12 protein-coding genes are annotated in these 12,885 nt (G+C 50.3%); 6 read left to right on the top strand and 6 right to left on the bottom strand.

The features are described from left to right. Nucleotides 1-490: 490 nt before the first annotated feature. The 4 genes from MW898_RS04780 to MW898_RS04765 all read left to right on the top strand — a co-directional run bounded on the left by MW898_RS04780 (nt 491) and on the right by MW898_RS04765 (nt 5,567). Entirely contained in the window at nt 491-1,408 is a 918-nt protein-coding gene (locus MW898_RS04780) for a lamin tail domain-containing protein (protein ID WP_373689827.1), read from the top strand. A 790-nt stretch (nt 1,409-2,198) separates the two neighbouring features. Continuing rightward, nucleotides 2,199-3,905: an NAD+ synthase gene (locus tag MW898_RS04775; RefSeq protein ID WP_248905042.1), complete on the top strand. Its 1,707-nt coding sequence runs from the start codon at nt 2,199-2,201 to the stop codon at nt 3,903-3,905. 178 nt (nt 3,906-4,083) lie between these two features. Next, on the top strand, nt 4,084-4,782 hold the full coding sequence (locus tag MW898_RS04770; RefSeq protein WP_248905040.1) for a potassium channel family protein: 699 nt from the start codon (nt 4,084-4,086) through the stop codon (nt 4,780-4,782). A gap of 338 nt (nt 4,783-5,120) precedes the next feature. Beyond that, nucleotides 5,121-5,567 carry a CBS domain-containing protein gene (locus tag MW898_RS04765; protein WP_248905038.1) on the top strand — a complete coding sequence of 149 codons (447 nt, stop codon included), beginning with the start codon at nt 5,121-5,123 and terminating at the stop codon, nt 5,565-5,567. Nucleotides 5,568-5,642: 75 nt separating this feature from the next. On the opposite strand, the gene MW898_RS04760 is transcribed toward MW898_RS04765, so the two are convergent. Together MW898_RS04760 and MW898_RS04755 are read right to left on the bottom strand one after the other, a co-directional pair. Continuing rightward, entirely contained in the window at nt 5,643-5,924 is a 282-nt protein-coding gene (locus tag MW898_RS04760) for a hypothetical protein (protein ID WP_248905036.1), read from the bottom strand. Nucleotides 5,925-5,983: 59 nt separating this feature from the next. Next, on the bottom strand, nt 5,984-6,223 hold the full coding sequence (locus tag MW898_RS04755) for a hypothetical protein (protein WP_248905034.1): 240 nt from the start codon (nt 6,221-6,223) through the stop codon (nt 5,984-5,986). A gap of 762 nt (nt 6,224-6,985) precedes the next feature. Between MW898_RS04755 and MW898_RS04750 the strand changes: the two genes are divergently transcribed. Beyond that, nucleotides 6,986-7,708, top strand: coding sequence for a class I SAM-dependent methyltransferase (locus MW898_RS04750; RefSeq protein WP_248905032.1), 723 nt, complete (start codon nt 6,986-6,988; stop codon nt 7,706-7,708). A 175-nt stretch (nt 7,709-7,883) separates the two neighbouring features. On the opposite strand, the gene MW898_RS04745 is transcribed toward MW898_RS04750, so the two are convergent. Continuing rightward, nucleotides 7,884-9,173, bottom strand: a complete 1,290-nt coding sequence (locus MW898_RS04745; RefSeq protein ID WP_248905031.1) for a polysaccharide deacetylase family protein — start codon at nt 9,171-9,173, stop codon at nt 7,884-7,886. 578 nt (nt 9,174-9,751) lie between these two features. Continuing rightward, nucleotides 9,752-10,447, bottom strand: a complete 696-nt coding sequence (locus MW898_RS04740) for an HAD family hydrolase (RefSeq protein ID WP_248905030.1) — start codon at nt 10,445-10,447, stop codon at nt 9,752-9,754. 264 nt (nt 10,448-10,711) lie between these two features. Here MW898_RS04740 and MW898_RS04735 point away from each other — a divergent pair, with 264 nt between their 5' ends. Further along, a complete protein-coding gene (locus tag MW898_RS04735; protein WP_248905029.1) occupies nt 10,712-11,803 on the top strand; it encodes a Leu/Phe/Val dehydrogenase in 1,092 nt (363 codons plus the stop codon). 243 nt (nt 11,804-12,046) lie between these two features. Here the strand turns inward: MW898_RS04735 and MW898_RS04730 are convergent, their stop codons facing one another. Continuing rightward, a complete protein-coding gene (locus MW898_RS04730) occupies nt 12,047-12,325 on the bottom strand; it encodes a hypothetical protein (RefSeq protein ID WP_248905028.1) in 279 nt (92 codons plus the stop codon). Nucleotides 12,326-12,494: 169 nt separating this feature from the next. Then, nucleotides 12,495-12,830, bottom strand: coding sequence for a hypothetical protein (locus MW898_RS04725; protein WP_248905027.1), 336 nt, complete (start codon nt 12,828-12,830; stop codon nt 12,495-12,497). Nucleotides 12,831-12,885 lie beyond the last annotated feature (55 nt).

The raw sequence follows: 12,885 nt of genomic DNA, 5'->3' as shown, positions 1-12,885 counted from the left end.
GCCTCCGAAGAGGAATAAACACAGTCCAGAAATTAAAAATAGATGATATATTACACAGATTGTTCATTATATACGAGTCTTTACTTTTGATCTTGAGGGATCACACAATAGGCCATGAATGATATTGATCCTTTCAAAATCCGTTACCAGGCTCCGAACTATTTGTGATTGCGAGAAGCGACGCAGAATGATTCACGTCATCACTGAGAGAAACACCGAGATGCGTCCAGAAAAGTGAACGATTCCGTCTACAGAGAATCTACACTCAAAGCTGTGTAATGACTGCTTCAGTAGTAGCTGGCTCAGTGGTGTATAGCCGCACAACGCTACGTAGTCGCACAAGCAACGTTGTGACAGGACGGACCCGACGATAGTCGAGCACGACCGACACGCGAGATACTACTCCAGATGTTGCAGCCATCGTATAGATGTAGGTATAGATAGCTGCATAGATATATAATAATATATAACAATAATATAAAAAATTAAAATGTTTATCTTCGGTATTTTACCTGTGACACGAACGAACCAGTCACTTGTTATAGTAACACTCCTCGCCGTTGTGATTTCGGCGGGCGCGCTCGGGGCTGCTGCTCCCGCCGAGACGACGAGCACATCGCTCACAGCGACAGTTACGGACGTCGCTGACGGTGATACAGTTGACATCGAATACGAGAACGGGACCACCGACACAGTTCGAATGCTGGGAGTCGACACACCCGAGGTGTACGGTGAAAACGACCCCACAGAGTTCGAAGGTGTACCAGACACTGAGGCAGGCAGCCAGTGTTTGCACGAGGCTGGTGAAAGCGCGAGCGCCTACACGAAGGACGCATTACAGCAGGGAGAACAGATCACGCTTGAACTTGATTCGCAGTCCGACGGGCGCGGAGACTACGGACGGCTGCTTGCGTACGTCCACGACGACGGGCGCAATCTCAACTATGACCTCGTCCAAACAGGTCATGCACGCGTTTACGACAGTACCTTCTCACAGAGTGACCGCTTCTACGCAGCTGAATCCGACGCCCAAGCAGCCGAGCGCGGTCTCTGGCACTGCCGCAATCCGAGCGGCAGTGGTGGGTTATCTATCGCACAGATTAACGCTGACGCCGCTGGCAACGACAACGACAACCTCAACGACGAGTACGTCGTCTTCGAGAATACTGGATCGAGCACGCTCGATCTCTCCGGATGGACGGTTTCCGATGAGGCCGGCCATACGTATACGTTCCCGAGTGGCGCATCACTCGCCGCTGGTGAGACCGTCACACTTCATACGGGGAGTGGCTCTGACACAACCAGTGATCGCTATTGGGGAGCATCTGGAGCAATCTGGAACAACGGTGGCGACACCGTCTCAGTCAACGACGATTCAGGGACACTTGTGACGAGTGAGACCTACTAAGAGATCTCACCAAACCCAATTGCTGCCGGAAGACGTACCGCACGCTGGAAGCACGGCATCAAATCGGGATTGAATACTCCCGAACATCTTTTATATACCCAGTAATTGGAATTCCTGTTGGAAGATCGGGCGACGATCTGTCGGTTGGCTTGATAGTAGCCCGTCACCAACATCTTCGCCCTCTATCGACCATTTCGGACCCGGGCGCTGAGCCCTTCCGAGGAGTATCGTTTTGTTGGTTGTTGTGTCTTCGACAGCCAGTCGTCGGTTCCTCACTTCGTGCTGATCAACACCACTCCGATTCTATCGGTACATAATACTCCCATACAGAGAGTGACAGTATTTTGACCCTAAATTCCATGCTCTGAACTATACTTCGGACATGGTACACAACACATTCGACTATCTAACTCGAATGAAAAAGAATAATCTACAGAAATAGACTGAATCAGTACTTGAACACTAGATGAAACAGAGGTGTACTAGCACATATTACAGAAGATTCTTATCAAACGAGGAAGTTCGCTACGTGTATGAACTGTATGAAACTACAGAATACTAAAGATATACTAGAATATCAATTGTTAAAACGCGAAAGAATTAACGATATGCAAAGTTTAGAGATCAATAACACCATTATCACAAAAAGAGATCTCATATCCACATCAATCTCTTCTGCTGGTCGGTCACTCGATATAACGTTGGGAGCGACTCATCAGCACGTGTCCATGCCAACACCGGCAGTCGATGGACAAAAAGAGGGCAACTAACAGTGTCGTCTACACATTCTATGACCACCGGGCTATTAGCGGCCCGTAACGGTACGTCTCTTTCACCCGCTGATCGCTGCGATGAGGGTATTTCACTCATCGAAGACATGATGACGAAAGCGGATGCTGACGGTATCGTTGTGAATCTCAGTGGTGGGATCGATTCCTCGACAACGGCTGCTCTCGCTGTCGAAGCGGTCGGAGCTACCGATGTCCACGGACTGTGCATGCCGACGCTTGCTAGCACAGACGAGAATATGCAAGACGCACAGATGGTTGCAGACAATCTGGGAATCGCATATGACACGATCGAAATCCAGCCGATCCTCGATATGTTCGAGGATAGTCTCGCTCCCAGAATTTCACCACACGGAGATCGGACGGCGATCGGAAACGTCGCGGCTCGACTGCGAATGGCGTGTGCCTACTACGCCGCTAACACGACGTCCTCTCTCGTTGTCGGCACCAGTAATCGGACCGAACGCCTGCTTGGGTATTTCACAAAGTATGGTGATGGGGGGACAGACCTTCTCCCGCTCGGTGATTGCTATAAGACCGATGTCCGTCGACTCGCGCGGCTTGTAGGAGTGCCAACCGCAATTATTGAAAAGCCTCCCACTGGCGGGCTTTGGGCTGGCCAGACCGACAAGAACGAGTTGGGCGCATCTTATCAGGTCCTTGATCCAGTGTTCCATCAGTTAGTCGACACACAACGAGACGTCACTACTATCGCAGCAGCACTCCATCTCGAACCAGCCGACATCCGACAGTATATGAATCGGAGTGTTCAGACTGCACACAAGCGGGCTCCCCCGACAGCTCTGTCTCGCCGCTCAATCACTCAGATGATGACCAGAGCCAGCAATACCGCTACGACAGCATCGGTTATAACAGGAAAAAGGACGCATTCACAGATTCGTGAGAGACTGACGACGTTCATCGAGAACGCAGTCGACGACGCCGATGCTGAGGGAGTGGTGATCAACATGAGTGGCGGCATCGATTCAAGCGTCGTTGCGATGCTCGCTGTCGAGGCACTCGGGCCAGATCGCGTATACGGGATCATCCTTCCGTGTGGAAAAGCGACGGAAGCCGCGACGTTCGACGCAGTGGGACTCGCTGAAACGCTTGGTATTGATCATACGATGATGCAGCTCCATCCCGTGGTGAAACTCGTCGAAGAGACACTTCCATCGAATCTCACAGAAGCGGCGACGACCCGCACCCACGGAAATTTGGTGGCTCGCCTCCGGATGCTGTGTGCGTACTATGCGGCCAATACGATGTCACGACTAGTGCTCGGTACGACCACTCGGAGCGAGTGGTTGCTGGGTTATTTCACAAAGTATGGCGATGGAGGAGTAGATCTCCAACCGTTGATCGGCCTCTATAAGACAGATGTACGACAGTTAGCCCGAAAGATGGGTGTACCGACGGAAATCTGTGAGAAAACACCCACGGCTGGCGTCCGTGCTAACCAGTCCGATGAAACCGATTTTGGAATGACGTACGATGTCCTCGACAAGCTGCTCTGGTGTCTCGTGGATGCCAACGCTGATGTCGAATACGCCGCTGAAGAATGCGGGCTTGATGTTGAGAGAGTCAAGCAGTATGCGCACACACATATCCAGACACATCACAAGCGGCGATATCCTCCGTCACCAGCAATGCAGAAAATGGACACCTCTCCTGCGTGTTTCCACGAACTCGAGATGAAATTCGAATGATGGGATCATATTGGGATGACCCGAGCACGGAGATTACTCGCGGTGTGAGAAGCGATAGCTCTGTACTACAACTCGTGTCTCACTACCGCACCGTCAGCAGATTCCATCACAAAACTTCGTTATGAGCTGGTTAGGCATTCGTGTTCGAGCATTCGTTCAGCGGCCACTGTTGCGCCGAATGGTACGGCCAGTCGTAGCATTCGCGGGAATTGTGATCGCGGGACTAGCTGGGTTTAGTATACTCAGTGAGATTCGCATCGTAGAAGCGCTGTTTTGGTTGATAGATCCCACCAGTATCGAACTTCATTTCCAGAGTCACGATGGACCAGCAACGCTCGTTAAAGGCTACGCCGTTGTGATTTTCTCTGGATTAGTCGTTGCCGGTCTTTGGATCGGCGAGACGCTGTTTTCGGCGATGTTCGGTGGACAAATACGAGCGGAGTTACAACATATGCAAATTGAACAAACCATTAGTGAACTTGAGAACCACATCATCATCTGTGGCTATGGAACATTCGGTAAAACCATCGCCGCTCGCCTCTGTGAAAGAGATCGTACAGTAGTCATCATTGAAAAACAAGAGACACAGTACCAGCGGGCAATCGACGATGGCCTCCTTGCAGTTAATGGAGATGCCCGCAGCGAAGAGATACTCACCGATGCTACCGTCAAGCGGGCATCGACAGTCATCGGCGCTATCGATGACACTAATGCGAACATTCAGATTGCTATCGTAGCTAGCCAGCTAGCTACAACAGTCACCCTCATCGTTCGAGCCGAGGATCGTCAGGACGAGGTACTTGCTCGCCGGGTTGGTGCCGACGAAGTCATCATTCCAGAAGTCGTGAGTGGAGAGCAAGTATGTACGAGTCTGTGATCGGTCACACCTGACAACTCAGACGGATCGTGATAGAGATGTCATAACTTAGTACTCGAGCTCAAAGCGAGATTGGTAAGACGAGCGATTGAAGGATCCGATAGAAATCGACAGTCTGAGTTGTACTGCCATCACCCAAATGGATCTCCAATCGAGTAGCTGCGTGGAAAATAGCACGTATTGCATTCTCGATCAGATTGTGAAACCACACAAATATGGCAGATCATTTTCCTATACTCCAGTATTTATCGAGGACATCGATCGATATCAGTATAGTATAAGGAATTAGTGGATGTATACCCAATATCGTTAAGTGTCGCCATCGTACCTCTATGAGTATGATCGACGTTCCAGTCTCCTCTGTTATGACCAAACCGACACCGAGCGTACCGCCAGAGACTTCGATTGTCGAGGCAGCATCGCGGCTTCGACAGCCCAACACACCAGCGTTAGTCGTCTGCAATACAGAGAAGACCATCATCGGAGTCGTGACCGAGTCAGATATCGTCGCTGTCGTTGCTGAATGCGGTGGCGACCGATCAATCGAATCATTCATGTCTCGTCCTGTTATGACGACGACTCCGTCCACACCAGTTAGACGCGCCGCTGATCAGATGCGCGAAGCGGGAATAACGCTCCTCGTCGTTGTCGACGACGATACGACCTACAAAGGACTTGTCACTCGTGACTCCATCGCTCCTTATCTCTCTCGCCACCGACTTGAGATCACGTGGAAAGGTAAACCACTCTCACTCAACAGGAGGGACACTCCAACGATCGAATAATCGATACTTGACTAGCCTGCTCAGTGGGTGTTCTCACGAACTATTGTCGAAGAGAAAGTTAAACTTAAAATCAAGTCACATAGCCATCTCATCTAGATGAGAGACAGCAATACGAACAGTCCACTTTGCGTCTGTCACAGCGATGACAGTGACGAGAGTATCAGTTTTGCGGATAAGAACAGTTTCGCTGAGAGCGTGATAGCGAACCTCATCACCTTCAAGACAGTGACCGTAGATCTCTATTGCGTCGTCCCAAGCAAGCGCTGGATCGCTCCCAGGTGTGGCTGATCGTTGAAACCAGCGTTCGAGTGCGTGTTCGCTAACGGTTATTTTTTGTATTCCAGACGTTTTGCTCATGTGTAATTACACCCCAATGGCGGACTATCGATAGTAGCGTTGTACGGATCATACACAATCTATCGAAGTCGGCGGGCTGTTTCCTTGATTACCCGTTGTGGGAGGATGTATGTGCGTTCTCCACCCATCGGTGCCGTTTTTTTGACGATGACGATCTCATCATCGATGTACTGTTTCGAGACGTCTGTAACTGCCTTTGCCTCGAATTTTGATCGACCAACGCCGTGCTTGTCTTTGTTAAAGTCTTGGACGAGAGTCCACTCCTCTTCATTCAGTGGTGGACATTCTGATGTGCTCATGAACTGCCCTCCGGACTGTACATCTCGCCGATATGAGTTGAGGAATAACTGATTGACATTCTTGAATCGCCATTTATTGTATAACCTGACATTTTGGTAGTGGTTATGGATGCTTGTTTCCACAGGCGAAACAACGGCTCATCTCAGTTTCAGCGTCCCAGAAGAACGTTCCTTCCTGGCAGGACTGACACAGTACAACACTGGCCGATCGATCTTGGTTGGTATTCACAGACATTACGATTAACGAATGTACAGTAGATTGGATAAAATTTTCCTATAAGTTGTTGTATAGGGCTACTAGATCCTAGAACACTCCTTTTTAATAGGATATAGTGGTCAAATACAGTGAAACAGGGAGTAGATGTTGACAATCGACGATAGGGGCTCATTTCTGTGTGTGATCTCTGGCTGAGAAAGTGGTAAAGCACGGCCACAGGAGGGAGACAGTACGATATCTGGACACAATCGAAGATAGACACGACACGAGGTATGACTAATGTCATCGTTGGTTTGTACGTGCGAATAACCAGAAAGCGCAATATGAAATTTCGCCAGTGTTCATCACACGGAATTCCGACGAAATGGTCCCTTTTCTGTTTCACTCACAACCGTGCCCGATCACACTAATCAGAAGACACAGCGGTGGTCTCATTCATTCCGTCTGATTCAACATAGCTGTTTTCCAATAACAGTAACGAATGAATAATGGCTCAAAATCGGAATCACAACGATTAATTCGAAGAGTGACACACGATCGTGTTCATGCCGCCTGATGAGAGCCCTACCGTCGAAAACGCATACAACAAATTGGCGCAGACGTACCAGACGCAAGAAGAGGACCCGTACTGCGCAGACTTGGAATTTCCTGCAATGACAGAACTCATTCCAAATCCAGCGAGAAAACGAGTCCTTGATGCAGGTTGTGGATGTGGCCGGTACGCAGAGTGGTTGATTGAGAGGGAAGCAGATGTTCTCGCCGCTGATAAGAGTATCAAGATGCTCGAACAGGCGAAACGACGAATCGGCGACCGAGCAGAAGTTCGGAGAGCCGATATCACAGAGCCGCTCGAGTTCGCAGCCGACAGTGAGTTCGATGGTATCATTTGTGGCCTCTCTCTTCATTACGTTGAAGATTGGCGACAGGCTTTCACAGAGTTTGCTCGCATCCTCCAACCGGGTGGATTCCTCGTATTTTCGGCACACCATCCGGTTGATGAGTATATCGCGTTCGAGGCAGAGAACTACTTCGAAACTGAACAAAAACGTATGACGTGGTCTGCCTCTGGTGAAGAAATCGATGTTCCGTTCTACCGTCGGCCATTTGCTGATGTCATCAATCCACTCATCGAAACTGGATTCCGACTGGATGAACTAGTTGAGCCGAGACCAAAAGAGACATTCAAAGATAGAAAGCCAGAGTCTTACGAGAAACGAATGAAACAACCGACATTCTTGTGTATCCGAGCGTCGAGCTCCGAATCGTGACCGAGTGGGGAGACAAACCAAGTGAGACGTTTCTGAGTTCACACTCCGATTTCTGCTGTGAAGGCTTGCTCAACGTTCGTCCCCGTGTGTCCGAACGATTCGTCCATCTATTCGATGGCTGTCCCAGCGGGAGAATGTCAAACTAACAGGTGTTTGATAAGGCCGATCTTCCCTCTCATTCGCTCCCATCGATGAGTTGTGAAGGCGTGATAATGTCCATATCTTTCTTTTCGACGTGATCAACGATCTGTTCGAGTGCGCTCGTTGGAATCGCATCGTCACCACTACCGAGAACGTGATAGGAGATAACGACCAATTGATTGAGTTCGTCGGCAACGTCGAGGACATGTTGAGCTCCCTGAACATCAGAACCCTGAACACGGGAAATGAAGCTCGGATTGCTCGGGTGCTGTGCGTTGTTGGGACATCCACCGAACAGATAGCCCGTCTCGAAGATTTCATCAATGAGATTGAGCGTCGTTTGATTTACGCGGCTGTATGGAGCAACAAAATGGCGTGCCCCATTTTTGAATCCCTTCACGCTGAGATACTGCTGTGCTTGCTGGAGAATTCGACGCTGTTTTGGCTCCGAACGCTTCGGAAGCAGTTCACTCGCGTGACCGATCATATCCCAGCCTTCGTTACCCATCTCTTGCATCATTTGATCAGTCACACGATCGTTACCGTTGACGGCATCAGGAACGACTGCAATCGAACCGGGCCATCCTTTCTCGTCTAGAATCGGGTAGGCCTCTTCGTAGGCAGTAATGTGACCATCGTCGAACTGGAACATCACTTTGCCCTTCGTGGCCTTTGGGATTTTACGGAGATCATCGATTAGTACCTGAAATTGATTGTCAATTGGTCCAATCTGAAGACGAATCTCAGAGACACTGTCCATGGTCGGCTCGCCCGTCTTACCGGTGTATCCAAGATCGAAGCGAACCCATCCGTCCAGTTCAAGGGGAATATAGCGGGTCGACGTGAGCATGGAACTTTTCGCAGGGGCGATGATCTCTGCAGAGATCTTGATATCCTCGGGCTTGTTCACCTTCACCGCGAGCGAGAGATCGTGTTTGCTGAGATCCAGTGTATCTGGATAGAACGACTTGAAAATCTTGGCAACGGGTTGTTTCGCTGACGTCCCGGGCTCGACGACGAGCGACTGCGTTCCTTGAAACACATCGTGTGTCGTCGTTTTGTACTTGCCGTCGTTAATTCCCCACCGGGAGTCGACATCACCTTCAAAATCATCAACCACTGTCCCCCGGGAATACGGTTCATTCGTAGCGTTCTTGGTCCCGTTTTTCCCATCTATATCTGGCGACGTCGTTCCACTACCATTCATCTGGGAGTTCATCGGTGCATTTCCTAGCCCGGGGATGCTCGAACAACCGGCAAGCGGGGATATTCCTGTGACTCCTATCGCTGTGAGAAATTTTCGACGTGTTGATTGTTCCTTCATGCGTTGTTATAATCTCCAAATAGAATCCGATATACGTTTTGCGCATGATACGAATCATTTATTACTATTCAAATTATATTTCCTGACCAAGGATATTAAATTCTGCAATTTTTAGTTCGTAGATACAACCTGCAGTTGTGAGAATGGTATTACAAGATCTATCTGACGTGCAGTGGTACGTACAGAGATTAGATAGCAGGATCTAATTTATTCGTACATAGATACTATCCCACAGCACAGCGGATACGACATCGAAACGGACTAATAGTCAACTAACATCATGTAATGATTACTATACAAAACCACCCACCATTCGGTGAGTGAACCGTTCACATCGATGTTTGACGATCCCATACAATTTTACGATAGCTGTCCATTAGCAGTACCGTGGCCTGTCAGAGTGAACGGAGTTGGTGATACTAGTCACCTTCCAAACGCTCTGGTGGGCCACTCGCCGCAGGGCTGGCTCAATCCCACTGCCATGGTACTGCTGTGAGAGCGAGACATCCCAGCCCTCGGTGATGTGTCTATCCATAGATGCTTATTCAGACCTATAGATTGATACAATAGTTACTATATTATTCTACGCTCGGGTTCCACGGGTGTTCGGTAAGATCCGAAAGGGAGTCGAGAGTGTATTCAGGAACACAATCAGAATCAACACACAGATCGGTACCGTTCGAGAGCCACACCGCTTTGAGTCCGGCTGCCTGCGCACCGGCCACGTCCGAAGCGAGTGAGTTACCGACGTGAACAGTCGAGTCTGGCGTGGCATCGAGCGCTGAGAGCGCCCGATGGAATGGTTCGGGATCGGGCTTTGCAGGCGCATCGTATCCCGCGTGGATCACGACTTCGAACGCATCCGCGACCCCGATTTCGTCGAGTTTCTTAGCTTGCGTGTCGGGGGGTCCGTTCGTCACGACACCCAATCGGTGATCGTGAGACAGAGATGTGACCGCCTCGCGCGATCCTGGCAACGGACGAACGTTTCGGTGATTACGTTCGGTGGCGTAGGCGCTGGCAACAGCGCGACCGAGTTCAGGATCACGACCGTGTTCCTCGGCAATGCCAGCAAAGCACTCAGCACGGAGAACCTCGACGGAATCGGTTGTCTCGATGAACGTATCGTATTGAGCGTAGTACTCATCAACCTCGAAAAACGGCTCTATTCCCTCGCGATCGAATGCGAGTGCGAGCAGTTCCGCTCCCGAACGGCGGTACTCACAGAGCGTATCATCGATATCAAAAAGAACGGTGTCTACCAATTCAGCCATCGTTTGAAGGAACAACACGCACGAATAATAAGAGTCATTCTGGAGGAAACATTCATTCTGTCATCACTGTCCACCCCTCGTTGCTAGCAAACGACTCACAGCTTCACTCTTTCTTGGTTTCCAGCCAACGGAATCTTCACAGCGAGTCGCATTTTACAGAGCCATTCAGTTTCGCAACGCTTCCTGGGCAGCGATTGCAACTGACTCGGACAGTAACTCAGTCAGTGCCGAATCTATAAGTGCATTGCCAGCAAGCACCACGTCGTGACTGACTTGCTCGATCGAATGGCGAACAACGGCCACACAGAACTCAAGGCGTTTCGTGACGAGGCGACCGGACTCAAGGGGTTTGTTGGAATTCATGATACAACACTCGGTCCTGCCGGTGGCGGGACCCGCAGATACGCGTTCGAATCCGAGGCCGACGCCATCGAGGACGTACTCAGGCTCTCGCGGGCGATGACCTACAAATACGCCCTCGCAGGTGTGAACATGGGCGGGGCGAAGGCAATCATCTGGATCGACGAAGACGAGCATTCGGAAGAGCTCTATCGATCGTACGGTCGAATAGTTGATAGCTTCGATGGACGGTTCGTCACTGGCGGGGATATCGGAACAGACGTTCGGGAGCTTCGCTGGATTGGTATGGAAACCGACTACGTCGTTGGCTTGCCCGAACAATTCGATCATCCGTCGGGATATCATGGCGGCGGCCTCGGGGTGATCAGAGCGATGGAGGCGTGTTCTGATCTCGTGTACGATGATCGATCACTCGGTGATCTGCACGTTGTCGTACAGGGTGTCGGAGAGATGGGCACCAGTATCGTCCGATACCTCAATGATGAGGGTGCCGACGTCACAGTCGCCGATCCTGATACGGCATCAATCGATCGACTCGTTGATCACTACGGAGTCAACACGGTTACTCCCAAGAACGTCTACGACGTCGATTGTGATATTTTCGCGCCCTCAGCACTGGGATTCGTTTTGAACGATGAGACGATTCCAAGATTACAGTGTGATATCATTTGTGGGGCAGCAAACAACCAGCTGGAGGACGAGAAGCGCCACGGTTCGAAACTTCACAATCGTGGAATCCTGTACGCCCCCGACTATCTCGCCAACGCAGGACGAACGATCGACGACACAGACCTACTCCGAACAGGTGGGTACAATCACGAGCGTGCTCGGGAGATGGTTAATCGAATCTACGATCGAATGCTCACGATCGGCCGTCGTTCGCGGACAGAGGATCGACCGACTGGCGAAATCGCCGATGAAATCGCCGAAGCGCGGATCGAGGCGCTGCGGGAAATGCGGTCTCCTGTGACGGAAACACGCGTCCCTCAGTGGTAGACCCGGCGTTGTGATTGTGTGGTAGAAGCCATTCCGTTTTCTGACCATCAGCAATCAGTCGGAGGCTCCTCCGTTGTAGATTCGTATAACTGAAGGCAACCATCAACACTACCGTGCCCCACGGAATGAATACGGATCAGTAAGTGTATTCTCCCATTCTTGCTCCTACGATCGGGATACTGTCGTCTCAGCGAATACTCGCGGAGCACGTTTCCGGACGTTCCGAGAGACTTCCGCTTCCGCTTACTGTTCTGATTCTGTCTCGTTCATCATCTCATCATCCGTCAGTGACTCGTTCCCCATCGAATCAGTCTCGTTCATCATCTCGTCGTCCGTCATTGACTCATTCCCCATCGAATCCGTTTTTGTGGAATCGTCATCCATCGAATCGTCGTCCATCATGGTCGTTTCTTCACTACTATCTCCGCCACCGGGACTCGTACATCCTGCAAGCACACCGACTGCGAGAGCTACAGCCGTGGTCATGAACGTCCGCCGTCCTCTGTCACCGACGCGTGTCATATTTCTCACTGGATGTGGGCATAGATGTTGATTTTGGGAATTCTCTCTAGTATTGGTCTCAACTCTCGCTCAATTTCGTTGTGTTCGCTTTGTGGATGCCAGTATTCGACGATCCACTACGGACCGTACTGACTACCGAATTCGGCAATACTCGTTAATTATTCGAGAGTTATCCTGCCTGTGATGATAGTGGTCCAACACGAGTGCAGAGATGATAACTGAAGAAAACCAGTGCAAGAATTGAAAAAGTGACAAAGACTTTTATTGAGGCAATTTCCCATGGGGATATGATGGTGACAGAGTCTCCGACGTAGAGGATATTAACGACCTGATCACCCAACTGTAGTGAGATGACAATTCCAACACAAGAAGCCATCCCAGTTGCGAACGACCGGCCAAAAGGACGAGTGAGGGTCCGATCGATTGCGTTGCGATACACCAAGACGCCGACGATTGATCCGACAGTAAGGCCGATGACTAACGCGTGTTGAACCTGCACACCCATAGTGACAGTCTGAATTCATCTATTATAGCCTTTCTGATCTTGGTTGTGATTGATA

It is taken from the genome of Halocatena marina, assembly GCF_023276375.1.
Taxonomy (GTDB): domain Archaea; phylum Halobacteriota; class Halobacteria; order Halobacteriales; family Haloarculaceae; genus Halocatena; species Halocatena marina.
The sequence above is the reverse complement of the archived record's forward strand: the minus strand, read 5'-3'. Positions and strand labels throughout refer to the sequence as shown.